General features: G+C 58.5%; 31 protein-coding genes and 1 pseudogene. 12 read left to right on the top strand and 20 right to left on the bottom strand.

Features of this window, described 5'->3' with window-relative positions; all coding sequences use genetic code 11:
- Positions 1–84 precede the first annotated feature (84 nt).
- From ACVWZJ_RS11240 to glmU, 3 genes and pseudogenes are all read right to left on the bottom strand, one after another.
- Positions 85–537 carry an RNA-guided endonuclease InsQ/TnpB family protein gene (locus tag ACVWZJ_RS11240; protein ID WP_041437627.1) on the bottom strand — a complete coding sequence of 151 codons (453 nt, stop codon included), beginning with the start codon at positions 535–537 and terminating at the stop codon, positions 85–87.
- 90 nt (positions 538–627) lie between these two features.
- A complete protein-coding gene (locus ACVWZJ_RS11235) occupies positions 628–1,134 on the bottom strand; it encodes a PPC domain-containing DNA-binding protein (protein ID WP_238376989.1) in 507 nt (168 codons plus the stop codon).
- Positions 1,135–1,173: 39 nt separating this feature from the next.
- Positions 1,174–2,526: pseudogene (gene glmU, locus ACVWZJ_RS11230) on the bottom strand (bifunctional UDP-N-acetylglucosamine diphosphorylase/glucosamine-1-phosphate N-acetyltransferase GlmU); the annotation flags it as partial.
- 138 nt (positions 2,527–2,664) lie between these two features.
- Between glmU and ACVWZJ_RS11225 the strand changes: the two are divergent.
- The 5 genes from ACVWZJ_RS11225 (at position 2,665) to ACVWZJ_RS11205 (ending at position 5,305) form a co-directional block, all read left to right on the top strand.
- A complete protein-coding gene (locus ACVWZJ_RS11225) occupies positions 2,665–3,093 on the top strand; it encodes an SHOCT domain-containing protein (RefSeq protein ID WP_457396083.1) in 429 nt (142 codons plus the stop codon).
- Between the two features lie 145 nt (positions 3,094–3,238).
- Positions 3,239–3,697, top strand: a complete 459-nt coding sequence (locus ACVWZJ_RS11220) for an MAPEG family protein (RefSeq protein ID WP_414344246.1) — start codon at positions 3,239–3,241, stop codon at positions 3,695–3,697.
- 151 nt (positions 3,698–3,848) lie between these two features.
- Positions 3,849–4,118, top strand: coding sequence for a hypothetical protein (locus ACVWZJ_RS11215; protein ID WP_414332008.1), 270 nt, complete (start codon positions 3,849–3,851; stop codon positions 4,116–4,118).
- 36 nt (positions 4,119–4,154) lie between these two features.
- A complete protein-coding gene (locus ACVWZJ_RS11210; protein ID WP_414355927.1) occupies positions 4,155–4,835 on the top strand; it encodes an energy-coupling factor ABC transporter ATP-binding protein in 681 nt (226 codons plus the stop codon).
- A 257-nt stretch (positions 4,836–5,092) separates the two neighbouring features.
- Positions 5,093–5,305 (top strand): CP12 domain-containing protein, encoded by a 213-nt coding sequence (locus tag ACVWZJ_RS11205; RefSeq protein ID WP_457384595.1) that lies wholly within the window; start codon positions 5,093–5,095, stop codon positions 5,303–5,305.
- A gap of 398 nt (positions 5,306–5,703) precedes the next feature.
- Here ACVWZJ_RS11205 and ACVWZJ_RS11200 read toward each other — a convergent pair whose 3' ends face one another.
- Both ACVWZJ_RS11200 and msrB read right to left on the bottom strand, forming a co-directional pair.
- On the bottom strand, positions 5,704–6,507 hold the full coding sequence (locus ACVWZJ_RS11200; protein WP_457396082.1) for an FTR1 family iron permease: 804 nt from the start codon (positions 6,505–6,507) through the stop codon (positions 5,704–5,706).
- A 49-nt stretch (positions 6,508–6,556) separates the two neighbouring features.
- Positions 6,557–7,048, bottom strand: a complete 492-nt coding sequence (gene msrB / locus ACVWZJ_RS11195) for a peptide-methionine (R)-S-oxide reductase MsrB (RefSeq protein ID WP_041437625.1) — start codon at positions 7,046–7,048, stop codon at positions 6,557–6,559.
- A gap of 275 nt (positions 7,049–7,323) precedes the next feature.
- Here msrB and ACVWZJ_RS11190 point away from each other — a divergent pair, with 275 nt between their 5' ends.
- The 7 genes from ACVWZJ_RS11190 (at position 7,324) to ACVWZJ_RS11160 (ending at position 14,539) form a co-directional block, all read left to right on the top strand.
- Entirely contained in the window at positions 7,324–7,767 is a 444-nt protein-coding gene (locus ACVWZJ_RS11190; protein ID WP_011434182.1) for an NAD(P)H-quinone oxidoreductase subunit N, read from the top strand.
- A gap of 88 nt (positions 7,768–7,855) precedes the next feature.
- Positions 7,856–8,896 (top strand): Light dependent period protein LdpA domain-containing protein, encoded by a 1,041-nt coding sequence (locus ACVWZJ_RS11185; RefSeq protein WP_011434181.1) that lies wholly within the window; start codon positions 7,856–7,858, stop codon positions 8,894–8,896.
- A gap of 15 nt (positions 8,897–8,911) precedes the next feature.
- The gene (locus ACVWZJ_RS11180) at positions 8,912–10,831 is read left to right on the top strand and encodes a R3H domain-containing nucleic acid-binding protein (protein WP_457396080.1); all 1,920 of its coding nucleotides are present in this window, start codon (positions 8,912–8,914) and stop codon (positions 10,829–10,831) included.
- A 237-nt stretch (positions 10,832–11,068) separates the two neighbouring features.
- Complete coding sequence (locus ACVWZJ_RS11175) at positions 11,069–11,638, top strand: Uma2 family endonuclease (protein ID WP_457396079.1); 570 nt, start codon at positions 11,069–11,071, stop codon at positions 11,636–11,638.
- 234 nt (positions 11,639–11,872) lie between these two features.
- On the top strand, positions 11,873–12,331 hold the full coding sequence (locus ACVWZJ_RS11170; protein WP_414522190.1) for a QcrA and Rieske domain-containing protein: 459 nt from the start codon (positions 11,873–11,875) through the stop codon (positions 12,329–12,331).
- Between the two features lie 93 nt (positions 12,332–12,424).
- Positions 12,425–13,573 carry a glycosyltransferase gene (locus ACVWZJ_RS11165; RefSeq protein ID WP_457396076.1) on the top strand — a complete coding sequence of 383 codons (1,149 nt, stop codon included), beginning with the start codon at positions 12,425–12,427 and terminating at the stop codon, positions 13,571–13,573.
- A gap of 108 nt (positions 13,574–13,681) precedes the next feature.
- The gene (locus tag ACVWZJ_RS11160) at positions 13,682–14,539 is read left to right on the top strand and encodes a PRC-barrel domain-containing protein (RefSeq protein WP_414399163.1); all 858 of its coding nucleotides are present in this window, start codon (positions 13,682–13,684) and stop codon (positions 14,537–14,539) included.
- 157 nt (positions 14,540–14,696) lie between these two features.
- Here ACVWZJ_RS11160 and ACVWZJ_RS11155 read toward each other — a convergent pair whose 3' ends face one another.
- The 15 genes from ACVWZJ_RS11155 to rpmC all read right to left on the bottom strand — a co-directional run bounded on the left by ACVWZJ_RS11155 (position 14,697) and on the right by rpmC (position 23,227).
- Positions 14,697–15,677, bottom strand: coding sequence for an alpha/beta fold hydrolase (locus ACVWZJ_RS11155; RefSeq protein WP_457396074.1), 981 nt, complete (start codon positions 15,675–15,677; stop codon positions 14,697–14,699).
- Positions 15,678–15,700: 23 nt separating this feature from the next.
- Positions 15,701–15,925 carry a translation initiation factor IF-1 gene (infA, locus tag ACVWZJ_RS11150; protein WP_011434173.1) on the bottom strand — a complete coding sequence of 75 codons (225 nt, stop codon included), beginning with the start codon at positions 15,923–15,925 and terminating at the stop codon, positions 15,701–15,703.
- Positions 15,926–16,055: 130 nt separating this feature from the next.
- Entirely contained in the window at positions 16,056–16,829 is a 774-nt protein-coding gene (map, locus tag ACVWZJ_RS11145; protein WP_414344308.1) for a type I methionyl aminopeptidase, read from the bottom strand.
- 38 nt (positions 16,830–16,867) lie between these two features.
- A complete protein-coding gene (locus ACVWZJ_RS11140) occupies positions 16,868–17,449 on the bottom strand; it encodes an adenylate kinase (RefSeq protein ID WP_011434171.1) in 582 nt (193 codons plus the stop codon).
- Positions 17,449–18,747, bottom strand: a complete 1,299-nt coding sequence (gene secY, locus ACVWZJ_RS11135) for a preprotein translocase subunit SecY (RefSeq protein WP_011434170.1) — start codon at positions 18,745–18,747, stop codon at positions 17,449–17,451. Before secY ends, ACVWZJ_RS11140 begins: the two co-directional genes overlap by 1 nt.
- A 152-nt stretch (positions 18,748–18,899) precedes the next feature.
- The gene (gene rplO / locus ACVWZJ_RS11130) at positions 18,900–19,352 is read right to left on the bottom strand and encodes a 50S ribosomal protein L15 (protein WP_414355942.1); all 453 of its coding nucleotides are present in this window, start codon (positions 19,350–19,352) and stop codon (positions 18,900–18,902) included.
- Between the two features lie 37 nt (positions 19,353–19,389).
- Positions 19,390–19,926, bottom strand: coding sequence for a 30S ribosomal protein S5 (rpsE, locus tag ACVWZJ_RS11125; RefSeq protein ID WP_011434168.1), 537 nt, complete (start codon positions 19,924–19,926; stop codon positions 19,390–19,392).
- 18 nt (positions 19,927–19,944) lie between these two features.
- Positions 19,945–20,313 (bottom strand): 50S ribosomal protein L18, encoded by a 369-nt coding sequence (rplR, locus tag ACVWZJ_RS11120; protein ID WP_457396071.1) that lies wholly within the window; start codon positions 20,311–20,313, stop codon positions 19,945–19,947.
- Between the two features lie 31 nt (positions 20,314–20,344).
- Positions 20,345–20,890, bottom strand: coding sequence for a 50S ribosomal protein L6 (gene rplF, locus ACVWZJ_RS11115; RefSeq protein ID WP_011434166.1), 546 nt, complete (start codon positions 20,888–20,890; stop codon positions 20,345–20,347).
- 33 nt (positions 20,891–20,923) lie between these two features.
- Entirely contained in the window at positions 20,924–21,334 is a 411-nt protein-coding gene (gene rpsH, locus ACVWZJ_RS11110) for a 30S ribosomal protein S8 (protein ID WP_011434165.1), read from the bottom strand.
- 46 nt (positions 21,335–21,380) lie between these two features.
- Complete coding sequence (gene rplE / locus ACVWZJ_RS11105) at positions 21,381–21,923, bottom strand: 50S ribosomal protein L5 (RefSeq protein ID WP_011434164.1); 543 nt, start codon at positions 21,921–21,923, stop codon at positions 21,381–21,383.
- Positions 21,924–21,991: 68 nt separating this feature from the next.
- The gene (rplX, locus tag ACVWZJ_RS11100) at positions 21,992–22,390 is read right to left on the bottom strand and encodes a 50S ribosomal protein L24 (RefSeq protein ID WP_011434163.1); all 399 of its coding nucleotides are present in this window, start codon (positions 22,388–22,390) and stop codon (positions 21,992–21,994) included.
- Positions 22,390–22,758 carry a 50S ribosomal protein L14 gene (rplN, locus tag ACVWZJ_RS11095; protein WP_011434162.1) on the bottom strand — a complete coding sequence of 123 codons (369 nt, stop codon included), beginning with the start codon at positions 22,756–22,758 and terminating at the stop codon, positions 22,390–22,392. The genes rplX and rplN overlap by 1 nt, the downstream gene beginning before the upstream one ends.
- Positions 22,755–23,006 (bottom strand): 30S ribosomal protein S17, encoded by a 252-nt coding sequence (gene rpsQ, locus ACVWZJ_RS11090; protein ID WP_011434161.1) that lies wholly within the window; start codon positions 23,004–23,006, stop codon positions 22,755–22,757. Before rpsQ ends, rplN begins: the two co-directional genes overlap by 4 nt.
- Positions 23,006–23,227, bottom strand: coding sequence for a 50S ribosomal protein L29 (rpmC, locus tag ACVWZJ_RS11085; protein ID WP_011434160.1), 222 nt, complete (start codon positions 23,225–23,227; stop codon positions 23,006–23,008). Before rpmC ends, rpsQ begins: the two co-directional genes overlap by 1 nt.
- Positions 23,228–23,237 lie beyond the last annotated feature (10 nt).

Below are 23,237 nucleotides of genomic sequence, written 5' to 3'. Positions count from 1 at the left end.
AAACAGAAAGATCAACTGGTAGTAATCCGTACTGAACATATTATACATTATTTTCAGTATAGTTGAGCTTATTATTGACTAGAGTCATGCTCTCAAGCTAACAACCACGTTCTTGGGTGTGGTCACCGGGAGCAGCTCTGCACAGCGCAGCCAACCGAAGATAGGTACCTTGATGCGGTTGCCAGAAGTGCGAATACTCCCTTCCAGGTAAAAGCTGTCTCGCACTCCCTTGCGTTTGAAGCGGGGAAACTTCCCCAACCCACCCCGCCAGCGCTTAAGGGCTTGCTCCAGGTTGCGTAATGCATGCTGAGGGGCGCATTTGGAGACCTGGTAGTACCAGCGATGTTCTTTCTTCACCTCGGCCACTAGGCGCTTGTGCAGGTCAATGGCGGTGGGAAGTTTTTGCTGGTTCTCCAGGGCTTGCCGACAGACTTCTAAGCCCCAGTTATAGGCGTGGCGGGCTACCCCAGCGTGTTGGGCGGCTAGAGTTGTTTGCTTGCGGTTAAGAATGAGTTGCGTCCGAAAACCCAGTAACATGCCCGCCACACCGCAAAGCGTCCATGAGTTCCGTGAAGCTTTCGGCTTGGCGCTCACAAGCCCCCTTTAGCTTTAGGTAACTCGTGTTGACTACTGTAGGCTTTTCGGCCTGCTGTTGTCAGCCTCTGGTTTTGTCTGCTGGTTTTGCTGGGGTTGGGGGGGTGGGGACGGCCAGCAGGGATCCCCTGCCACGGGTTGGATGTGCAACTCCAGGTAGCCGGTGGCCGGATCCGGTTGACGGGAGAAGCGATACTCCGGGCTGTCGGCGAGGACAATTTCGGCGGTGGTGTAGATGAGGCAGCCGGGGCGCAGGTGTCCCCCCCAGGTTTGGCCTCGGGCATCGGCAACGGTGAGATGGAGATGGACTCCGTCAGGGCACAGGGATCCACTCAGGGCCAGGATCTCCAGGCGTTCCGACAACAGGTGATCCCCCGTTTGGTCGGCCAGGCGCAGGGTGGCTTGGCTGAGGCTGCCGACAGCGCTGAGGACAAACCCCGCTTGCAAGGGCTGCTGCCGGGCCAATCGCTCTAGTTCCTGCTTGAGATCTTGGCCGGGGAAAAGGCGCAAGGGATAAATCTTGAGGGATCCCGGCGGCATGGGCTGGGGCTCCTGGGGGCGGGAAGAGCGGATCCCAAGTCGCCAACCGGGCTTGACCACCGGGCGGGAGCGAGCGATCACCAAGCAGTCATCCGGCAGGGGGTAGCGGGCAGGGATGGTGGAGCCGGCAGCAATGGTGACATCGGATCCCACCTGCAAAGGAGCCACCAGAACCGAGTTGGCGCCTGTTTTGCTGCGATCCCCAATCTCGGTGAAGTGCTTTTGCTGGCCGTCGTAGTTGGCGATGATGGTGCCCGCCCCGATGTTGACCTGGGATCCCAGCTTGGCATCGCCCAGGTAGGCCAAGTGGGCGGCGTTGCTGTGGGATCCGATCTGGGTATTTTTGGTTTCCACAAAGTTGCCGATGCGGCAATGATCCCCAATCTGGCTGTGGGGGCGCACGTGGGCGTAGGGGCCTATCCAAACCTGGTTGCCGATGCGGCTGTGGCTGACCACCGAGTAGAGAATGTGACAGCCGGATCCAATCTCGCTGGACTCGATCCAACTGCCCGGCCCCAGGCGGGTTCCCGGCCCAATGCGGCACACCCCTCGCAGATGGGTTTGGGGCTCGATCACCACATCGGGGGCCAATTCCACCGTTTCCTCGAGGCTGCTGCTGTCGGGATCCACAAAGGTGACCCCGGCTTCCATCCAGGCTTCTTTGAGGCGATCCTGCAAAATCTGGTACGCCTGGGCCAGTTGGCGGCGGTCGTTGATGCCCACAATTTCTTGCGGATCGGCAACATCCAGAGCGATGGCTTTGCCCACCCGCTTGACGGCATCCGTTAGGTAGTACTCCTGCTGCGCGTTGTTGCGATTGAGATGGGGCAAAACCTGAGCCAGAGCCGGCCAGTGAAAACAATACACCCCACTGTTGATGCGGCGATTTTGCCGTTGGGCTGGGGTGCAGTCTCGCTCTTCCACCAGTTCCAGCACCCGCTGTTGGGCATCGCAAAATACCCGACCATAGCCATAGGGATCCGCCACCTGAGCCGAGAGCAAGGTTACCTCTGGGTTCATCTGGCGGTGGCGCTCCACCAGAGCTTGCAGGGTTTCTGCCCGCAGCAGGGGCACATCCCCGTTGATCACCAGCAGATCCCCCTGAAAACCGCCCAGGACGGGCAACAGCTGTTGAACGGCGTGTCCGGTGCCCAATTGCTGGGCCTGCTCCACAAATTCAACCGGGTACTCCCGCAGGGCTTGGCGCACCTGCTCCTGTTCATAACCCACAATCACCAGACAGCGGTGGGGTTTCAAGGTTAGCACCGTGCGCAGCAGCCGCTCGATCAAAGACAGGGATCCCAGCTTGTGCAGCACCTTGGGCAGCCGTGATCGCATCCGGGTGCCCTTGCCCGCTGCCAAGATCGCTACCGATAGCTCCCGCTCTGCCATGTTCCTTCCCCGAACTGCCCCCATCAAGTATAGGCGGCGGGATTCTGCCCAAAGGTAGTCTGAGGTTCGCTCCAAGTTCCTGAGCTCTGTGGGGCCAAAACTGAGCTAGCTTAATGGCACATCTAGCTGGTGCAGTCTATGGCCGAGAGCAGGGGCCCTGATATGCCCCCACAGGAACGTCGGCGGTTGGTCCGCGAGGTGGCCGGCTGGCTGGCGATGCTGGGGGTGCTGATCCCAGGGTTGCAGCGCTTCTATATGGGGCACCAACGCTGGGGCTGGGGCTACTTGGTGGCGGGGCTGATGGTGTTCGTTCCTTCCATCCCGCTGCAGATCCTCAGCTACGGGGTACGCGCCCTTTGTTTGCTGGAAGGGCTGTGGATCCTGACCATGAGCAATGCCGATTTCGATTTTCGATTCAACCGAGAGTTGATCGAGCTGGAATGGACCAGTGTGGAAGGGCGAGAAGCCCGGGATCCCGAACAGCAGTTGGAAAGCCAGTTGAAACAGGGCTTGATCACCCGCGCTGAATATGAGGAGCGTCGCCGGCAAATCCGCAAGATCTCCTGACCCAAGCATCAATCACCAAATCAGGCTTCTGCCCGGCTGGCCAGCCCGGTAGATAATGGTTCTGGTGTTGGTTTTCCCGGCAATAGCTCCTGCCCGAGCTGGGCTCCTTCCTCTCCCCTGTTATCTTGCACCGTCCTTTTGCCTTATGTTGCCAAGCCTTCCTCTCGCAGCTATCCCCCTGTTCTCCATCGCGGCAGCCATGCTCTTGGTCTATCTGCCCATGGGGGTGGTGGGCTATGCCCGTGCCCGCGTTGGCTACGACCTGCATGCTCCTCGGGCTATGTTTGATAGGCTACCTCCCTACGGGCAACGGGCCACCTGGGCCCACGCCAACGGGTTTGAGACCTTTGGGATGTTTGCGGCAGCAGCGTTGATCGCCTACATCACCGGCCCTCACTCGGATCCCTGGTATTTTGGCCTCAGCGGAGATGAAGGGGTAGCTGTGCTGTGTGGGGTGTTTCTGCTGGCGCGGCTGCTCTACAACTTTTTCTACATTGCCGATATTCCCATTGGGCGATCCCTCTCCTTCTTGGCGGGATCCCTGGCCACGTTGGGCCTGTTGCTGATTAGCCTGCTGCCTTTTCTCGGCACCGGCCTGGCCTAATCTGGCGAGAGAAACTCCCCCGTCATTTGTTGAGCCTGCCGGTACCCTGGCCCAACCTGCGATACTGGAAAAGGACTTCGTCCTGCTGTCGCCAACGGCGTCCTCTGGGTGCCTCTCTTTTGTCCCACGGCCCACTACGCAACGGTCAGCCATGTACACTCTGGAACTGCTCCTGAAAGGGAACCCTGCCCCCATCGTTGTCCACCAAAAAGAGGAAGAAGCGGCCAACCGGGCCTACCAAAGCATCGTCAATGCTCTGCAGAGTGGATCCCCTCAGAGTTTGGAGCTGACCTGCGACCGCACCGGCAAAAAGGTGTTCCTGCTCACCGGTGAGCTATGTGGCGTGCAAATGACTTCCAAGTCGGGCGGCGCCAGCCCCATGGGAGCCCGTCCCGGTTTTTTGGCCCAGTTGCAAAGCTGAGGACAGCTCTTTATCCCTCTGCCGCAAGGGATCCCCATGTCTGAGGTGGCCATTCGGGTGGAGAGTCTGACCTTTGCTTGGCCGGAGCGTCCGCCGGTTTTGCAGGCGTGCAGTTTTGTCATTCCCAAGGGCCAGTTGTGGATGCTCTTGGGGCCCAATGGCAGCGGCAAGTCCACTTTGTTGCAACTGTTGTCCGGATCCCTGACCCATCCCCAGCCCCTTTCGGGCCACCTGGAGATTCGCGGTCGGCTGGGCTATGTGTTTCAAAACCCGGATCACCAACTGTTCATGCCCACGGTGGGAGCCGATGTGGCCTTTGGCTTGGGAGCAGAGGCTCTGACCTTGGCGGAAATTCACCAGCGGGTGGAAACAGCCTTGGAGCAAGTCGGATTAAAGCACCTGATCCGTCGGCCCATCCACGGCCTCAGCGGCGGACAGAAGCAACGAGTGGCGGTGGCAGGGGCTTTGGCCCGGCGCAGCGAGGTGCTGCTTTTGGACGAGCCGACAGCCCTGTTGGATCCCGACAGCCAGGCGGATTTGCTGCGGTGCATCCGTCAATTGGTGGATCAAGAAGGCATCACCGCCCTTTGGGTAACCCATCGGCTGGCGGAACTGGAGTGGGCAGACGGGGCGATTTTTCTCTCGGAAGGTCAAGTGCGTCAACAGGGATCCCCAGAGCAGGTGCGGCAACGGATTGAACAACTGTTTGGAGCCTGAGGGATCCCTGCGCATCCTGATCCCAAAGAGATCGCGAAAGCGTAGCTGCACCCCCCGGGTGTCCCTGTTTAGAATAGGTAATGTATCCGGTTGATCAATTCGGTTGGCACAAGGTCATTATCCTGGACTCATTCCTCATCTGGATCGGCTGGTTTTTACCTGTTGATCCTCGGTTACACCGAATCCCTACAGGTTCTGCGTCAACCGGTTATATCAGCGGGCCACCGGCCCCATCTAGTCTAAAGGAGCTTGAGAACATGGGACTGTCTGAAGTGATCGCCAAAGAGCTGGAAAATGCTCGCAACGTCTGCTCTGAGTACGGCGAAGGGGATCCCCACTGCCGTGCGGCCTGGGATGCGGTTGAAGAAGTGCTGGCAGCTCGCAGCCACCAGCCGAGGACTCCCAGCAGCCTAGAGAAGCACTGCGCTGAAAACCCAGATGCTGTTGAATGCCGGGTCTACGATACCTGATTCTCGGGAACCCCACAGAGTGGATGCTCTCTGTCGATTCCGTAGCGATCGACAGGGTTTCCTACTGGGGATCTCCGACAAAATCCAGCGGCTTGCCGGATCCCTGCCGGTAGGCTTTGCTTTCTTGGACTGGAAGGCTTGACTAGGTGCGGTTTCAGGCGCGACGTACAGAGCGCTTTCTTTTTAGGGTCATTTTGATTCAAACCAGGACACTGCACCCGCACTTAAAACGTTAGATGCACAGGGCCAGAAGGCTTTTCCCAGTACCTCGGTCGCCTTGTCCCAACCTGAAACGACTATGAAATTGTGACCTGCATCATTGCCATCCATCAAAACCAGGACAGGGATTCATCAAACTTATGGCTTATGGGATCCCCAGTGCCGGTGGAGAGCGTTTTTCACGAAGAAAGCCTCTGAGCAGAATCAGCTCGCAGCCATTGCCCCACCCACAAGGCGAAGGCTATTCCCAGCAGCAGCAGTTGGGGGAGCAGCGTCTGCCAAGTGGGATATATGCCCAGCCAGCGCAGCTTTGGGATCCCGACCAGGGGGGTGATGGGCAGCCAGTCCGCCACCTGTAGAGCGTGCAAGCCACTGCCCAAAAACTTAAAGCCCAAATAGAAAACCAGCAGACTCAGGCCCCGGAAAAAAACTCCCAGCGGCAATTTCAGCCCCACCTGCAGCAGCAAGATCGCCACCGCCACCAACACCAGGGATCCCAGGCCGATCCCCGCCCAAAAATCTTTTGCCGAGAGGGAAGGGGCCAACCCCACATAAAACAGCACCGTTTCCGCCCCCTCGCGAAACACCGCCACAAAGGCCAGAAAAGCCAAGGAAAAAACCTGACCCGTGGCCAGTGCCGCCTGCGCCTGTTCCCGCACAAAGGTTTGCCAAGAAGCCACTGCAGCCCGGCGGTGCAACCAAAGGCTGACCGAGAACAACAAACCTGCTGCCACCAGCCCGGTGATCCCTTCCAGCACCTCTTGTCGCGTGTGGGTGAGCATCTGCTGGAAAAACAGCTTCACCAGCAGACCGAGCATCACCGCTGCCAGCAAGCCCGCGGATCCCCCTATCCACACCCAGCGCTTCTGAGCCGATTGCCCGCTCTTGCTCATAAGGGCCAGCAGTGCCACCAGCACCAAGAGAGCTTCCAGGCCCTCCCGCAGCAGAATCGAAGCAGCATCCAGGAACGTGTAGTCCGACATAGGCTCACCCAGACAGGCGGCTCAGTTTTAGCTGGAGCCAAGAGGATTTCTAGGCGGTGGCTGGGATGAACTTGAGGGCAGCAGAATTGATGCAGTAGCGCAAGCCCGTGGGCGGGGGGCCATCCCGAAACACGTGCCCCAAATGCCCGCCGCAGTTGGAGCAGTGGACTTCTGTGCGGGGCACAAACAATTTCCAGTCCGTCTTGGTACCGATCACATGGGGAGCAATCGGCTCCCAAAAGCTGGGCCAACCGGTGCCACTGTCGTACTTGGCCGCCGAGGAAAACAGCTCCTGACCACAGCCGGCACAGACATAGATACCTGGGGCCTTGTTGTCGTAGTAAGCGTTGCGGAAGGGGGGCTCAGTGCCCTCTTGGCGCAGCACATAGTATTGCTCTTCGGTGAGCAGTTGCCGCCACTCGGCGTCGGTTTTGGTGAAGGGATAAGTCTGTTGGGCCATTGCTCTTTGCTCTCCTGCTAAGCTGAGGGGTGCTGTAATCAACCCGGCCACCGCCGAGGTCAACAGCTCGCGTCGTCGCATGATGAGGTTCATCTGTTGTCGCTGTGTAAGTGGCGGGGAGGCCATCCCTACTAGGGGGATCCATCCGCCTTTGTCCGCCACCTGTGGGTTGAGACCTGCAAGCAGGTTACCCGTATCTTAACCCTTCTTTACGCTCCCTTCTGCAAAACAGGGAGATAGCCAGTATTCTATGGGTTCCATTGGCAGCTTCTATCCCCAGCTTCAGTCGCCATCCCGTTACAATGAGCGCAGGTGGGCTGCTTGTCCAACCCTAGACGAGTCATGGAGTTTTTCCTATGCTGCTGGTCGGCTCAGGTGCAAAGTTTGTACAGCAACTGGAGCAAGCTGGAGCTTTGGCCATCTATGTAACCCCAGAGGGGGGATCCGAAGGGCACTACCTGCGGCGGCTGCGCGGAGCTGGGTATGAGGTGGTCACCCTCTCCAGTAAGGGAATCGGGGACCTGGCCAGCTATTTGACGCGCATTCATGGGGTACGGCCTGCCACGCTGGGCAAATCGGAGCGGCGCACCTATTTCTTTCCCGCGTTGATCGAGCAGTATCGGGCCACCTTGCCCCCAAAAGCTAAGGGGTTGGTGTTCTGGTTTTACGAAGGGCATGTGTTCAGCCAACAGGAACTCTCCTACCTGGTGAAGCTGAGTCGGGAAGACAAGGGAGTGAAGTTTGTGGTGGAACTGGGCCGAGAACGGTCAATTCGTTGGCAACCTCTGCAGAGCGCCTGAACCTCTCTTCGGGATCCTGGAAATTTCTTTGCTACCATCTCAAGTAGATGGCCTGCGGCTCAGATCCCCATCCTGCTAGCGGTTTCTCGTGCCTGTGACCTTGCCAACCGCCTCGCTGCAACAGGGTACTTGGTTTAAGCTGATCTGCGGCGCAAGTTTCCACCACTTGCCCTCGGTTCGGGAGCTGGCTTTCCTTTACACGCTGGCCGGGGCAGATTGCATTGATGTTGCTGCCGATCCGGCCATTGTGCGGGCTGCTCAAGAAGGGATCCAACGGGCACAAGCCGAAGATCCCCAGGCGGGATCCCCTTGGTTGATGGTCAGCGTCAATGACGGCGAAGACGTGCATTTCCGCAAGGCGGTGCTGACGGCTCCCGTCTGTCCTGCCGACTGTCCTCAGCCTTGTCTGGCAGTTTGTCCCCCTCATGCTTTGACCCAGGCAGCCCTTCCTGCTCAAGTCCACATCCAGACAGAGCTGTGCTACGGCTGTGGGCGCTGTGAGCCGGTTTGCCCCCACCGGCGCATTGCCACCTTCGGCTACCAGGTCGCTTTGTCAGAAGTTTTGCCGCCTTTGGTCGAGCTGGGCATTCAAGCGGTGGAGATCCACACCTGCATTGGTCGCCAGAGGTCATTCGAGCAATTGTGGGGATCCCTGAAGCCCTGGCTACCTCAGCTCCAGGCAATCTCGATTAGCTTTAACGATGGTCCGGGCCTAGAGGCTTATTTGAGGGATCTGCTGGCCCTCATGGATCCCTTGCCGGAAGTGTTGATCTGGCAGGTGGATGGCCGGCCTATGAGTGGCGATATCGGAGCTGGCACCGGCAAAGCCACCCTGAAATTGGCCGAGAAGGTGCTGAACATGGGCCTGCCGGGCTATGTGCAATTGGCGGGAGGAACCAATGCCCAAACGGTGCCGCTGTTGGATCCCCGGTGGCCGGTGGCGGGGGTAGCCTTCGGCAGCTACGCGCGACAGTTGGTGTCAGCCTATCTGGAAGAGCCAGCCCACAGCTCATCGGAGTCAGGATGGAATCCTGGATTGGTGGCAGGGATCCCGTTGGCCAAGCAGTTGGTGCAGCAAGTGAAGCGGCGATCCGTTGCCTTTAAACAAACCCGTTTTTCCTGCGTTTAACGACGTTGCTCAGCCATGAGTTTCCCCGTACAGCCCTTCAACCCGTCGGCGGATCTGGAAAGTGCTCCACACCGCTTGCACGAACGTACCGGCTTTCCCGGCCAGGTTCAATACAGCGACGACCTGAGCAAACTTTTGGATATCCTGCCTGCTCCGATTCGCGAGCGCCTAGAACAGCATCCCCACCTGGATCGGTTGGTGGAGGTGGTGCTGGATTTGGGCCGCCGCCCCGAAGCCCGCTTCCCCGGTTTTGCCGATTATCTCTTAGAGGACGTCATCACCCGGGCTGACTTGGATCAGGTGATCAGCCGAGTTGGAGAGTTCAGCAGTGACAACCGCGCAGGCATTGCCTCTACCCTGCACCGGATCAGTGCCATTCGCAACCGCCAAGGCACGATCATCGGCCTTACCTGTCGGGTGGGTCGCTGCGTTATCGGAGTGATCAGCATGATCCGCGACTTGGTGGAACAGGGGCGCTCCATGCTGTTGCTGGGCCGACCGGGGGTGGGCAAAACCACGGCCCTGCGGGAAATTGCCCGTGTGCTGGCGGATGAGCTGGGCAAACGAGTGGTTATTATCGACACTTCCAACGAGATTGCCGGCGATGGCGATGTGCCCCACCCGGGCATTGGCCGGGCCAGACGGATGCAGGTGGCCAGCCCAGAGCTGCAGCACAAGGTGATGATTGAGGCGGTGGAGAACCACATGCCCGAAGTGGTGGTCATCGACGAGATCGGCACTGAACTGGAAGCTTTGGCCTCTCGTACCATTGCCGAGCGGGGGGTACAACTGGTGGCCACTGCCCATGGCAACCGCATCGACAACCTGATCAAAAATCCCACCCTCTCCGACTTGGTGGGCGGGATCCAATCGGTCACCCTGGGAGATGAAGAGGCGCGGCGGCGCGGCTCTCAGAAGAGTGTGTTGGAGCGCAAAGCCCCCCCCACGTTTGAGATTGCCATAGAGATGCTGGAGCGATCCCGCTGGGTCATCCACGAAGATGTGGCCGCCACTGTGGATCGTCTCTTGCGCAACCGCGAGCCGCTGACCCAAACCCGCAGTTTAGACGAACACGGCCAGGTGGTGATAGTGCGGAGCACCGCTGGCGCAAACGGGCGCCCGGCTCTATCTGGCCCCCAATGGCCCCCTGCCGGCAGCACAATCTCCGCAGCACGGGAGCGGGGAGGATGGCAACGCTCTGGACGGATGGAAGCTCTGCCTTCAGAGCCGCTTGAAAGTCGCTCGCAGCAGCAAGGAGAATCGGGTTTGCTCCTGGAGAGGCGAGAGGACTCCGTCCCGCTAACGCCAGCGGGATCCCGTCCTGCCGCTCAGGTGGTGGCCGAATCCAAAGCGGAATCCGGCTCTGACGAAGAAGAAGATTTGGACTGGGAGGGATCCGCCCTAGCCCCGACAGGACGGCAGCAGAATCCGGATGGGCCGCTGATGATCTACCCCTACGGAGTGAGCCGCTTCTACCTGGAGCAGGTGATCCAAACCCTGAAACTGTCGGCGGATGTCACCAAAGATCTAGACGAGGCAGACATTGTCTTGGCCTTGCGATCCCAGGTGCGCAGCCGTTCCAAGATCCAGCAGATGGCCCACTCCCGCCAGATCCCGATTCACACCGTTAAGGCCAATACTCTGATTGCCCTGGCTCGCGCCCTGCGCCATATTCTCAACATTGAAAGCGAAGAGGGATCCGATTCCGACCTGGAGCTGTTCATTCGCGCCAGCTCAGGCGATGAAACCGAAGCTCTGGAAGAAGCCCGCCTGGCGGTGGAGCAAATCGTCATTCCCAAGTCTCAGCCGGTGGAACTTTTGCCCCGTTCGCCTCTGATCCGCAAGCTCCAACACCAGTTGGTGGAACATTACCACCTGCGGGCCCAAAGCTTTGGCGAAGAGCCCAACCGCCGCTTGCGCATCTATCCCAACTAGCCCCACACGATAGCTCAACCGATAGTTCAGCTCCGTAGAAGCTCTACCCATTGAGCCGTCGTGGTTAGAGAGGAAGGACTCCGTCTCGCTTCTGTGAACGGGATCCTGGGTTAAGATTTGGCTACGCCAAGTGTGGTTTCCGCCGTTGCGACAGCGTTGCAGTTGTCGGCGCAGTGCCGTAGGTATAGCAGCAGGGTGCCCTAGGCATAGCATCATCCATCGCTACAGGGACAGCTAATGACTGCCACAGAGGTACGCTGGACTACTCGAGACATCGAGGCTCTGCCAGAGAATGAATGGATCCGCTACGAGATCATCGACGGAGAACTGCTGGTGACTCGCTCTCCTCATCACAAACATCAGCACATTATCGGGTGTTTGTTCTCCGCACTGCATCGGTGGTCGCTAGAAACAGGATTGGGAGAACCCTCAATCATGCCAGGGATCCTCTTTTCCGAATTTGATAATGTGTCTCCCGATGTTGTTTGGGTTAGTTATGAGCGGCTGTCCCAGATTCAAGATGAAGCAGGACATTTTCGGAGTGCCCCTGAGCTGGTGGTTGAAGTCCTATCACCTGGAAAAGTTCATGAGGATCGAGACCGCTTGGCAAAACGGAAACTCTACTCTGTGCATGGGGTGCAAGAGTACTGGATCGTCGATCGGCTGGCTCAGAGAGTAGAGGTGTATCGCAGACAACAGGCCCAGTTGGTCTTGGTAGAAACGCTGTTGGCTCAGGATGCGTTGTCTTCTCCCCTGTTGCCCGGCTTTGTCTGCACGGTTGCTGAGCTGTTTACCTCCCGACCCTAGGCTCCAGGCGTACAACAGCCGAAAGGGATCCCATCCCATCCCATCGGCCAAATCAATGAAGCAACCAAGATGCCTGCTGCTGCGTACTCTAGCCGGAAAAAGTGCGGCTTGGCCCTGGCCGAAACCGTTCTGGTGTAACAAGATGTTAAGGGCAGCATTTGCACTGGGATCCCTTCCGAAGGGGTCAGGCTTTTGCTGGCTCATGACGCACATTTTGCACACCTCCAAGGACACATGGCCATGTACAACAATCGTCGCGGTTTTCTTCGCTGGCTGGCTCTCGGTTTGGGCTCGTTGGTGGGTTGGTTACCTGGGTTTGCCCGGCGCCGTTTTGCCCTGGCCCAGGGAACTGCTTCTGGCTCCAAGGCTTCTGAGCCGGAGTTTGTGAAAGTTGCCACCCTGGCCGATCTCAAAGATGGCCCCTTCAAGGTGGAAAACGCCTTTGGGAAAAACACCGCCACCCTCTGGCTGGTCGGGGATCCGCAAAAAGAAGATTCTCTGCTGGCTTTGGATGCCGCCTGTCCCCATGCGGGGTGTGATGTGAACTGGCGGGGGGAGAACTTTGTCTGCCCCTGTCATGGCTCGGCTTTTGCTGCCGATGGCAGCCGTACCCGTGGCCCGGCCAATGCAGACCTGGCCATCTACAAGGTCAAGGTGGAGAAGGGAGAAATTTTTGTAGCCAAAGCCTCGTAAAGTTCTGGGCAGGCTGTGGGCTTTGAGGCCAGGCAAAAGGAGTCGGGTATCCGGATTGAGAAGATAATGGGCTGAGCTACCGAGGCTCTCCCTATGGCTCGTCCCCACCGCTATCTGTTCCTCTCCACCCCTGTTGGACCTCTGGGATCCGGGGCCGGTGGTGGTGTGGAGCTCAATCTTGCCAACCTGACGCGTGTCTTACTCCAGATGGGATCCCAAGTGCGGGTGTTGGCCCCTGTGGGATCCCGAATGGCGGAGTTGCCGGAGGAGGTGATCGAGCCGGTGGCGGGCCTTCCCCCGGCCTATGCGCAAACCCAGCGCCGCGATCAGCCGGTTCTGATCCACACCCCCTCTCTGCTGGCCAACCTGTGGCAGCGGGCTGCCCACCTGCAAGATCAGTTCGATCTAATCGTGAACTGGAGCTACGATTGGCTCTCGTTTTATTTGACGGATTTTTTCCGCACCCCGGTGGCCCACATTGTTAGCATGGGATCCCTCAGCGATGCCGTCGATCAGGCTCTAGAGCACATTGCCCATCGCTACCCTGGTCGGCTGGCGGTGCATTCGCGGGCGCAAGCCCAGACCTTTGCCTTTGCCCGAGCCGAGATGGCGGCAGGTCGGGATCCCTTTGTCTATCTGCCCTGCGGGGTGGATCTGCGCCTCTACGACTTTGTGCCCCAAGGGAATGGATCCCTGTGTTGGATTGGGCGCATTGCCTCCGAAAAGGGCCTGGAAGACTGTGCTGCCCTAGCCGAGAAGACGGGAAGGCCGGTGGTGATCCTAGGCCACCTGCAAGAGCCAGGCTACTGGCAGCAGATCCAAGAGCAGTACCCGCATGCCCAATTGGATTACCGAGGGTTTTTGCCCACCCCGCAAATGCAGCGGATCTTGGGGCAATGCTCAGCCTTGATCATGACCCCCAAGTGGGTGGAGGCCTTTGGCTTGGTGGCGGTGGAAGCTTTGGCCTGTGGCGTGCCGGTGATTACCTACCGCCGGGGTGGGCCCGCGGAAATTGTCAGCGATGGAGAAACCGGCTGGATCGTCGAGCCGGACAACGTGGCAGCTTTGGCAGAGGCTGTAGAGCGCCTAGATCACATCGACAGGAGCTGCTGTCGGCAACGGGCAGAAGAGCACTATTCCCTGGGCGCGATGGCAGAGCAGTTTCTGGCCTGGAGCAGGCAGATTGGCCGGGATCCCACCTGGGCAGCCCGCGAGGGAGGAGACAGGCAGTGGTACTATTAACTTACTTAATTCTGGCGAACTGTGTCAGACACGCAGCCCAACAACGGGAACGTTTTGACTTACGACGGGGAAACCATCATGACGACTGGGAAAGGATCTGTTGCGCTGGTGCGATCAGAGGTTCGTCGGCGGTCACAGGTTCTGGGAACGCAGGTGATCAGCCAGGGCAACGCAGCCCGGCTTGGGGTAGTCAGCGAAGTTTGGGCGGATCTTGAAGCCAAGCAGGTTCTGGTGCTGGGGGTGCTGGAAAAAGCCCTTGCCGGATCCCCCCGTTTGATGGAGCTGCGGCAAGTAACAGCGTTGGGTCAGGATGCAGTTCTTGTCCCCAGCGAAGAAGTTTTCGATAACTTGGATTTGGAGGGCCTGAGTCGCGTGGTTGGCAGCGAGGTGGTGACCGAAGAAGGGATCCGCCTCGGCAAAGTTAAGGATTTTGAGTTCAACTCCGTCTCCGGCATCATCACGGGCTTGGTGCTCTCCAACCTTGGCCTCACCTTTTTACCTGGCTTTATCCTCAGCACCTATCTGCTCTCCACTGACGAGATTGTCTCTGTGGGCGGGGATCGCCTCATTGTTGCCGATGGCGCTGAGACCCGCCTAACCCAACTGGCCAAGGGGATTTTGGAAACCCTGGGAATCGGCAAGCCCCCTTGGGAAGCCGGAGTTAGCCCTGCTCCTGCCCTGCCCAGTGCTGTCGAGAGTTCCGCCGTCGAGGAAGATTACGAAGAAGAATACGACGAGGAATACGAGGCCGAAGAAGAAGACGTTTACGCAGAAGAAGAGCCTGAACCTGAGCCGCAGCCTGTGCGTCCACGCCCGCCTGAGCCCGCACCCGCCCCCGAACAACCGGCTTGGGAACAGGAGTATGCCAAAGAAGAGGCCCCTCCTTCTGAGCCTGCCCCTCCTCCTTCCAGCTCCACTCCTGTGGATAGTGATCCCTGGGAGGATAAGGCCGGGGAGCCCACTTAAGTTGCCGGGCTTGTATCAACTCCCCTTTCCCCTCAGGGAAGTGGCTGGGGGTGGTCGCGTCAGCCGAGAGTACGGTCGTTCCCCCTGATGTCAGGGCTGCTTCTTGCGTCAATCCCCAGCTGTTTTCTTCCAAGGGGTGAAGGGATCCCCCATCTGTCTATCCCGGCAGGGCAGGATCGGCTTCGGCCAAGAAGCGCAAAGCCACCGACAAAAAGGTCTGCGGCGCTTCAATGTGCGGAAAAGCAGCCCCTGGCAACCGGTATATCGGCACCTCCGGGCGCAAAGCGCGATACCGCTCTGCCTGTTCTGGGCCGGTGAGACGATTTTGTTCTCCCCAGACCAGAGCCATGGGCTTGGCCACCACGCGAAAGTCGTCTTGGATGGGCAAATTGAGCCTGCCGGTGAGAAAAGAACGGGGGGCAAATTGAGCCCCCGCTTGGTGAGCTGCCCGGTAATAGTAGTCCACCACCGCCTCATCCAGGGCGTAGCTGGGGGAGAACAAGCTCTGCTCTGTAAACAAGGGTACACTCCAGGGGGCGGTGATGCCGTTGTAGAAGGCCAACCCCAGAACGGGCAGGCTGAGGAATCCATAGGCAATCTGGGCCAAAGGGATCCCGAGCGCATCGGGGATAAGGCTGTTGTCTCCCAGAGGGGCGATGAGCAACAGCTTCTGCCAATGGTGGGGTTGTAGACGGGCCGAGCGCAGCGCAAACCCTGCCGAGAGAGAGTTTGCAATGACGTGACAGGGTCGCCCGATCACCTGCTGGACAAAATCCCCGATCATCTCGGCATAGAGGCTGCCGGTGTACTCCAAATCTGGACGTTCTGAGTTGCCCCACCCCAACAAATCCAGAGCATAGACTTGATGGTGCTGCCCCAGCTCCGCCATAATGGCACGAAACTCATAGCTGGAGGAGCCTGCCCCAATGCCGTGCAACAACAACAACGGCTGGCCGGATCCCATGACCTTGTAAAACAGGCGATGACCCCGCCAGAAGTGGTGCCTTTCCTCTCCCGGCAACAGGCTCTGCAGAGGTTGAGTTTGGGAGGAGATCCAAGCGTTGAGAACGGCTAGAGCACCCAAGCCGCCGACTGTAGCCCAGAGGCTGGTCTTGAGAACTTGGCTCAGCTCCTTCATGCTCAGCAGCCCGGCTGGGGAACTTACTTTTTCTTAAGGCGGTAGGTGATGCGCCCTTTGTTGAGGTCATAGGGGCTCAGCTCCACCTTGACCCGGTCGCCGGGCAAGATCTTGATGTAGTTGCGGCGAATTTTGCCGGAGATATGAGCGAGCACGTTGAAGCCGTTGTCCAGATCCACTCGGAACATGGCGTTGGGCAGGGATTCGGTAACGACCCCCTCCATTTCAATGGCATCTTCCTTAGACAATGAACCCTCCCAAAAACGACACGACAAATAGGACGACACCCCACAGCCGCGACGACACGCGCTGTTAAGAAATGAAAATATGCTCCACCTCTTCTATCCTAACCGTTGCAGTCCTTCATCAGGGGATCCCTTAGGACTGAAAAGGCGTGCGATCGGTCAAAATTTCTGCTCCAGACTCGGTAACCAAGACCGTGTGCTCAAACTGAGCCGACCAAGAGCCATCCACCGTGACCACCGTCCACTGGTCTGGCAACACTCGGGTTGCCTCTCCCCCCGCATTCACCATCGGCTCAATGGCCACCGTCATGCCGGAGCGCAGCTTGGGATTGGGCAGATCGCGGGTGCGATAGTTGGGAAATTGCGGCTCTTCGTGCAGATTGCGCCCCACCCCGTGGCCGACATACTGCTTCACCACCGAGTAGCCCCGCCCCTCGATGTAATCTTCAATGGCACCCGAGACATCCTGAAGCCAAACGCCGTGGCGCACACAGTCGATGCCCGTCTGCAGGGCTTTGGCCGCAGTATCGATCAGATCCCGAGCTGCGTCGCTCAGGGGTTCCAGGCCGATGGTGATACAGGAATCCGCATGCCAGCCCTCGACGATGGCGCCAAAATCCACTTTGACCACATCTCCCGGCTGCACCACTTTGCGGGGACTGGGGATCCCGTGCACCACCTCATGGTTGACACTGACACAAACGCAGGCAGGAAAGCCGTAGTAGCCCTTGAAACTGGGCAAAGCATTGAGTTGGGCCACCCGTCTCTCAGCATAGGTATCGATATCTGCCGTAGTCCAGCCCGGCTCTAGGCGCTCCGCGATCTCCTGCAATACTTGGGCCACCACCCGACCGGCCCGCCGCATTTTCTCCACTTCGCGGCGAGATTTGATCTCGATGAGCTGCATGCCCCGCCGCTGGGAGGGATTTCCAGCTCCTGCTCTGATCACGCCGTCCTCCTGAAGCCTTCCAAAAGAGCCTGCAGATGTTCCTGTACGGATTCCATCGGCTGGTTGCCGTTGACCCGTTGCAAGCGCCCCTTGGCCTCATAAAAATCAATTAGGGGAGCCGTCTGCTGCCGATAGACCTCCAGACGCTTGAGAATCACCGACCGATCCGCATCATCGCTGCGCCCCTGTTCCTTGCCCCGGGCCAGCAGCCGGGCCACCACCACCTCATCCGGCACCTCCAAGTTGAGGACGTAGTCATAATCTTGGCCCAGCTCTTGCAGCAGCTCTTCCAAGGCCTCTGCCTGGGCTAAGGTGCGAGGAAATCCATCTAGGATCCAGCCCTGCTCCGGAGACTGCTGCAACTGCCCCTTCACCATTCCGATCAGCACCTCGTCGGGCACCAGCTCTCCCGCATCCATGTAAACCTTGGCCTGGCACCCCAGGGGCGTTTGGGCTTTCACCTCGGCCCGCAACAGATCGCCCGTGGAAATTTTGGGCGTGTGGTAGATGGCCGCCAGCCGCTCCGCCTGTGTACCTTTGCCCGCCCCCGGCGGCCCCAGAAAGATCAACCTCGGCACTACTGTTTGACCATCCCTTCGTAGCGTTGTGAGATGACATAAGTCTGGATCTGCTTGGAGGTCTCAATCGCCACCCCCACCAAAATCAGCAGCGAGGTCGCCCCCAAACCTTGGAAAGTGGTGATGCCGGTTGCCCGTTCCACCGTCGTCGGGATGATGGCCACCGCGCACAGGAACAAAGCCCCCAGCAGCGTCAGGCGGTTGAGGATCCCTTCGACATACTCGGCAGTGGCCTTGCCCGGGCGTACCCCTGGAATGCTGGCTCCCATCTTCTTCAAGTTCTGAGCCAGATCCACCGGGTTGATGAGCAAAGAGGCGTAGAAGTAGCTGAAAAAGAGGATCAGCACGAAATAGAAGGGAATGTAGAACCAGGAGGTGGGGGATAGGAAGTTGGCCACCTGCACCAAAGTCAGGTTTTGGGTGTACTGGGCCAAGGCCAGAGGCAGGGACATCACCGAGTAGGCAAAGATGATCGGCATCACCCCCCCTTGGTTTAGCCTCAGGGGCAGATAGCTTTTCTGCTCGCGGAACAGCTTGTTGCCCACCTGGCGCTTGGCGTAGACGATCGGGATCTTGCGGCTGCCTTCTTGGACAAAGACAATGCCGACAATGGTGACCAAAAAGATTGCCAGCAACAGCAAGATGCCACCGATGGTGCTGCTATCGGCACGGGCCAAGCTGATGGTCTGTCCAAGGGCACGGGGCAGAGTGGCAACAATGTTGACGAAGATCAACAGCGAAGGGCCACTTCCCACCCCTTTCTCCGTGATCATCTCTCCCAGCCACATCACAAACAGGGATCCCGCCGCCAGAGCCAAGGTGGTGGAGGCCATGAAGGCCAACTCATTGGTAGTACTGGCAAACTCCCGCACCCAAAAGGAAATGCCAATGCCCTGGATGATGGCCCAAACCAAGGTGACATAGCGGGTGTACTGAGAAATCTGCCGCCGCCCCTGTTCTCCCTCGTTTTTCTGCAGGTTCTCCAAGGCTGGAATGGCCGAGACCAGCAACTGCATGATAATTGAGGCATTGATGAAGGGCAGGATCCCAAGGGCGAAAATTCCCAAAGCAGAAATCCCCCCGCCGGAGAAGACATCCAGCAAGCCAAACACAGGGCTGTTGGCAGCTTCGGCAGCAAAGCGGGCCCGATCGATACTGGGAATGGGGATGTAAATGCCCAGTCTGACCAACAGCAGCAAGCCCAAGGTGAGAAACAGACGGCTGCGCAGGCCAGAGGCCATAGCCATCTGCATAAAGGTCTCTTGGGCAGAGGGGGCGGAACCTCGTGTGTCAACCATAGGGAAGAGAATCTCGCGGGAGCAAAAGGTAAGGTTAGCTATCTACCACTCTACGCTGCTGGTGGAGCAGTCGGCAAAATCAAAGCAAAATCAAAAAAGTGCAACTCAGCGCCACCCGGCAGAAGCCGGCCAGAGCAACGGGAAGAAGGGGTTTAGGATCCCAAGATTTCCACCCGACCTCCGGCTGCCTCGATCTTGGCTTTGGCTGAAGCGGTAATAGCCGCCGCCCTGATCGTCAGGGGCACGCTGACTTCCCCATCCCCCAAGATCTTCAGCGGGCCATCGTTGGTGGTGACGATCCCTCGTTCCATTAAGCTTTGCAGGCTGACCTCGCTGCCGGCAGGCAGATCCGCCAAGGCGCGCAGGTTGACCAGGGTGTATTCCAGACGCCGCGTGTAGCGGGGGAAATGCTTAAGCTTGGGCAAACGCCGGTAGAGGGGAGTCTGCCCCCCTTCAAAGCCGGGTCGTGTACCACCCCCCTTGCGGGCCTTTTGCCCCCGCATCCCCTTGCCACAGGAGGCCCCCTGCCCGGCAGAAACGCCACGACCTAGCCGCCGCCGCCGCCGCGTCGAACCTGCTTGAGGCCGAATGTCTTCCAGTCGCATGTCTACCTCTGGCTCACTTGCTCGATATACCTGTCCATCACTTGCCCAATAGGCGGCGCACATCGATGTCTCGGTCTTGGGCCACCTGCTTGAAGGTACGCATCCGCCGCAGCGCATCGATGGTGGCACGGGCATTGTTAAGGGGGTTGCTAGATCCCAGTTGCTTGGCCAAGCTGTTGCGTACACCCGCCAGCTCCAGAACGGTGCGGACTGCCCCCCCTGCAATGACGCCTGTGCCAGGAGCTGCTGGCATGACCAAGACAGTGGCACCGCCGCCTGCCCCCTGCATGGGATGGGGTACGGACAAACCTTTGGTGAGGGGCACCTCAATCAGGTGTTTTTTACCGTCCACAACTCCCTTGCGCACTGCTCCGATCACATCGTTGGCTTTGCCCACGCCAACCCCGACTTGGCCCCGCTCGTTGCCGACCACCACCACAGCGCGGAAGCTCAACTTCTTGCCGCCCTTGACCACCTTGGTGACGCGGCGAATCTGGATGACTCGCTCTTGCCACTCGGTGGGTTGCTCTTCGCGGTTTTTTTTGCTTCTGCGACGTTCCCTCTGCTCAGCCATGTGCTATGTCCTCAGTAGCTAGAACTGTAACCCTGCTTCTCGGGCAGCTTCTGCCAAAGCCTGAACGCGCCCGTGATAGAGCTTGCCCCCCCGATCGAAAACCACGCGGGAAATGCCCATCTGTAAGGCTCGTTCAGCAACTGAGCGGCCCACCAAGGCAGCCGCTTCTTGAGTGGCTGTCCCGGTTTCTTTGAATTTTTCGCGCAGCTCCGTGTCCAAGGTGGAGGCGGAGGCTAAGGTATGCTGGGCTACATCGTCGATCACCTGGGCGTAGATGTGTCGATGGGAGCGAAACACGGCCAGGCGAGGCCGCTCGGCAGTGCCAAAGACCTTGCGGCGAATGCGTCGATGACGACGTTGGGTGGTGATTTTGCGGCTGGTTTTCATAGGACTCCGTCCCGCTTTCGCAATGGGCTATTTACTTCTTCGCTTTCCCGGATTTACCCGCCTTGCGGCGAACTTGTTCCCCTAGATAACGGATCCCTTTCCCCTTGTAGGGCTCCGGAGGCCGGACCGCTCGGATGCGGGCGGCAGTATTGCCCACCAGTTCTTTATCTGTGCCTGAGACAACAATGATGTTGTTTCCCTCAACGGCAATTTGGATGCCGGGGGGAAAGGGGATCTCCACAGGGTGACTGTAGCCGACGTTCAAAACCAACTTGCTGCCTTGGATGGCAGCCCGGTAGCCCACGCCCACCAATTCCAGCCGCCGCTCAAATCCCTTGGACACTCCGTCTACCATGTTGGCGACCAAGGTGCGGCAGAGGCCGTGCAGTTGGCGGGCAGGACGAGAATCGTTGAGACGGCTGACCGTGAGCATCTGAGCGTTTTGCTGGACTGTGATCAAGGGCGGCAAACTGCGGGACAGTTGACCTTTCGGGCCTTTCACTGCAATGTGTTGGCCGTCGATCTGGATCTCCACCTTGGCAGGAAGGGCGATGGGGCGTCTACCGATACGGGACATGGGAAAAACTCCTGACCAGAGAAAACTTAAGGTCTAGTAGACAAGACAGAGGACTTCACCACCAATGCCCTGCTTACGAGCCTCCCGGTCGGTCATGATGCCGTTGGAGGTGGAGATGATGGCGATCCCAATTCCTCCCAGCACTCGGGGCAGCTCTTTGTGGTTGCGGTAAACCCGCAGGCCGGGTCGGCTCACCCGCTTTAAGCCATTGATGATGGGCCTGCAGTTGCGGCCTTTGCCCTTGTACTTCAATCGCAACACCACTCGGGCTTGGATCCCTTCTCCCTCCTCCTTCCATTCGCTGACGAACCCTTCCTCATGAAGAACGCGAGCGATGCTGCGGGTCATGCGGGTGGCCGGAACTGCCACCGACTCGTGCCGAGCCATGGTGGCATTGCGAATGCGGGTGAGCATATCGGCGATCGTGTCGTTGGTGTGGGCCATCAGTGCTCCTCGGAAGATCAATCAAGGAAACTCAGGGTGGGCAAAGCTAAGAGGCAAAGGGCATGCCAAAGGCTTTGAGCAGGGCACGGCCCTCTTCGTCGGTTTTAGCAGTGGTCACAATGGAGATATCCATACCTCGCAACTGATCCACAGAGTCATAGTTGATTTCGGGAAAAATCAGTTGTTCACGGATGCCGAGGGTGTAGTTGCCTCGTCCATCAAAGGCCTTGGGGCTGACACCGCGGAAGTCACGGATACGGGGCAGAGCAACATTGATCAAGCGATCCAAAAACGCATACATGCGCTCCCGTCGCAGGGTCACCATCAGGCCGACAGGCATGCCCTTGCGAATCTTGAAGCTGGCAATTGCCTTCTTGGCGCGGGTGATCACCGGACGCTGGCCAGTGATGGCGCTGATCTCGGCAATGGAGGATTCCAGAGCCTTGGCATTTTGGGAAGCTTCCCCCAAGCCGCGGTTGATGACGATCTTCTCCAGGCGGGGCACCTGGTGGATGTTGGTGTAGCCCAACTCCTTTTGCAGCTTGGGGACGATGACGGTGTTGTAGAGGATTTGCAGACGTTGGGGCATGGTGGCTTCTCCTTGCGGCTCTGGGCTGGGTCAGAGCCAAACCAATGATGGAAAAAAGAATGTAATGCCTAGTCGAGAATCTCACCCGTTTTCTTAAGGACGCGAACCTTGCGACCATCGGCGGTGATTTGATAGCCGATACGGCTGGCCACCTCCTGCTTCTTGGAATAGGCCATCACTTTGCAGACGGGAATGGGAGCTTCCTTGGTCTCAATTCGGCCACTTTCCCCTTCTCGCTGGGGTTTACGGTGGTAGGTAACAATGTTAACCCCTTCCACCAAAACCATGTTGCGCTCGGGAAAAACGCGCAGCACCTCGCCGATTTTGCCTTTGTCATCGCCGGAGATCACCTGCACGGTATCCCCTTGCTTGATACGCATTTTGTAGCGCAGGCTGTTGCGGTGCTTGCGAATGCCCGGTCGCCGAACTAAGCGCCGAATTTGGCTGGGTTTGAGGGGGCGAACCATCAGAGTACCTCCGGGGCAAGGGAGATGATCTTGGTGAAGTTTTTCTCCCGCAGCTCACGGGCTACAGGGCCGAAAACGCGAGTTCCACGGGGGTTGCCGTCGTTGTTGATGATCACGGCGGCGTTGTCGTCGAAGCGGATGCACATGCCGTCGGGGCGACGTACTGTGTCGACAGTGCGGATAACAACGGCCTTGACAACATCGGATTTTTTGACGGGCATGTTGGGCAGGGCATCCTTGACGACACCAATGATCACATCGCCCAAGCTGGCGTAGCGACGGCCACTGCTGCCCAGCACGCGAATGCACATCATTTTGCGGGCGCCTGTGTTGTCGGCCACCGTCAGCATAGTTTGCTGCTGAATCATAGTTTCTTCACCTCCCTCAGGATTTCGGCAACTTGCCAACGCTTGGTGCGGCTAAGGGGACGGGTTTCCGTGATGCGCACCAGATCCCCTTCTTGACAGCGGTTTTCCTCGTCGTGGGCCTTAAACTTCTTGGTCTTGACGACGATCTTGCCGTACTTCGGGTGAGCAACTCGATTTTCCACAGCAACAACCACCGTTTTTTGCATCTTGTTGCTGACAACAATGCCAATCTTCTCCCGAACAGCCATTACTCCTCCTTGGTTGGGCGTTTGCCCCGCTTACGCTCTCCCTCCACGGTTAGTAGTTGCGCCAGCTTGTGTTTGCGCAGCCGGATGAGATGGGGCTGGTTCAACTGCCGCGTGGCCTGCTGCAAACGCAGCTCAAACAGCTCTTTCTTGACGGCGTAGATTTCGTTGCTCAGCTCTTCGTCCGATAAAGCACGGGCATCAGCAATTTTGGGCATGGGCATGGCTGAACTC

The sequence above is a fragment of the Thermostichus sp. OS-CIW-29 genome, assembly GCF_054058195.1.
Note: the sequence above shows the minus strand (reverse complement) of the source record. Positions and strands in the feature narration are given on the sequence as shown.

What these genes read in the sequence shown, in the direction of transcription:
- ACVWZJ_RS11240 (WP_041437627.1), bottom strand. Translation starts at nt 537, where the DNA reads ATGTTACTGGGTTTTCGGACGCAACTCATTCTTAACCGCAAGCAAACA.
- ACVWZJ_RS11235 (WP_238376989.1), bottom strand. Translation starts at nt 1,134, where the DNA reads ATGCCGCCGGGATCCCTCAAGATTTATCCCTTGCGCCTTTTCCCCGGC.
- ACVWZJ_RS11225 (WP_457396083.1), top strand. Translation starts at nt 2,665, where the DNA reads ATGGCCGAGAGCAGGGGCCCTGATATGCCCCCACAGGAACGTCGGCGG.
- ACVWZJ_RS11220 (WP_414344246.1), top strand. Translation starts at nt 3,239, where the DNA reads ATGTTGCCAAGCCTTCCTCTCGCAGCTATCCCCCTGTTCTCCATCGCG.
- ACVWZJ_RS11215 (WP_414332008.1), top strand. Translation starts at nt 3,849, where the DNA reads ATGTACACTCTGGAACTGCTCCTGAAAGGGAACCCTGCCCCCATCGTT.
- ACVWZJ_RS11210 (WP_414355927.1), top strand. Translation starts at nt 4,155, where the DNA reads ATGTCTGAGGTGGCCATTCGGGTGGAGAGTCTGACCTTTGCTTGGCCG.
- ACVWZJ_RS11205 (WP_457384595.1), top strand. Translation starts at nt 5,093, where the DNA reads ATGGGACTGTCTGAAGTGATCGCCAAAGAGCTGGAAAATGCTCGCAAC.
- ACVWZJ_RS11200 (WP_457396082.1), bottom strand. Translation starts at nt 6,507, where the DNA reads ATGTCGGACTACACGTTCCTGGATGCTGCTTCGATTCTGCTGCGGGAG.
- msrB (WP_041437625.1), bottom strand. Translation starts at nt 7,048, where the DNA reads ATGCGACGACGCGAGCTGTTGACCTCGGCGGTGGCCGGGTTGATTACA.
- ACVWZJ_RS11190 (WP_011434182.1), top strand. Translation starts at nt 7,324, where the DNA reads ATGCTGCTGGTCGGCTCAGGTGCAAAGTTTGTACAGCAACTGGAGCAA.
- ACVWZJ_RS11180 (WP_457396080.1), top strand. Translation starts at nt 8,912, where the DNA reads ATGAGTTTCCCCGTACAGCCCTTCAACCCGTCGGCGGATCTGGAAAGT.
- ACVWZJ_RS11175 (WP_457396079.1), top strand. Translation starts at nt 11,069, where the DNA reads ATGACTGCCACAGAGGTACGCTGGACTACTCGAGACATCGAGGCTCTG.
- ACVWZJ_RS11170 (WP_414522190.1), top strand. Translation starts at nt 11,873, where the DNA reads ATGGCCATGTACAACAATCGTCGCGGTTTTCTTCGCTGGCTGGCTCTC.
- ACVWZJ_RS11165 (WP_457396076.1), top strand. Translation starts at nt 12,425, where the DNA reads ATGGCTCGTCCCCACCGCTATCTGTTCCTCTCCACCCCTGTTGGACCT.
- ACVWZJ_RS11155 (WP_457396074.1), bottom strand. Translation starts at nt 15,677, where the DNA reads ATGAAGGAGCTGAGCCAAGTTCTCAAGACCAGCCTCTGGGCTACAGTC.
- map (WP_414344308.1), bottom strand. Translation starts at nt 16,829, where the DNA reads ATGCAGCTCATCGAGATCAAATCTCGCCGCGAAGTGGAGAAAATGCGG.
- secY (WP_011434170.1), bottom strand. Translation starts at nt 18,747, where the DNA reads ATGGTTGACACACGAGGTTCCGCCCCCTCTGCCCAAGAGACCTTTATG.
- rplO (WP_414355942.1), bottom strand. Translation starts at nt 19,352, where the DNA reads ATGCGACTGGAAGACATTCGGCCTCAAGCAGGTTCGACGCGGCGGCGG.
- rpsE (WP_011434168.1), bottom strand. Translation starts at nt 19,926, where the DNA reads ATGGCTGAGCAGAGGGAACGTCGCAGAAGCAAAAAAAACCGCGAAGAG.
- rplR (WP_457396071.1), bottom strand. Translation starts at nt 20,313, where the DNA reads ATGAAAACCAGCCGCAAAATCACCACCCAACGTCGTCATCGACGCATT.
- rplF (WP_011434166.1), bottom strand. Translation starts at nt 20,890, where the DNA reads ATGTCCCGTATCGGTAGACGCCCCATCGCCCTTCCTGCCAAGGTGGAG.
- rpsH (WP_011434165.1), bottom strand. Translation starts at nt 21,334, where the DNA reads ATGGCCCACACCAACGACACGATCGCCGATATGCTCACCCGCATTCGC.
- rplE (WP_011434164.1), bottom strand. Translation starts at nt 21,923, where the DNA reads ATGCCCCAACGTCTGCAAATCCTCTACAACACCGTCATCGTCCCCAAG.
- rplX (WP_011434163.1), bottom strand. Translation starts at nt 22,390, where the DNA reads ATGGTTCGCCCCCTCAAACCCAGCCAAATTCGGCGCTTAGTTCGGCGA.
- rplN (WP_011434162.1), bottom strand. Translation starts at nt 22,758, where the DNA reads ATGATTCAGCAGCAAACTATGCTGACGGTGGCCGACAACACAGGCGCC.
- rpsQ (WP_011434161.1), bottom strand. Translation starts at nt 23,006, where the DNA reads ATGGCTGTTCGGGAGAAGATTGGCATTGTTGTCAGCAACAAGATGCAA.
- rpmC (WP_011434160.1), bottom strand. Translation starts at nt 23,227, where the DNA reads ATGCCCATGCCCAAAATTGCTGATGCCCGTGCTTTATCGGACGAAGAG.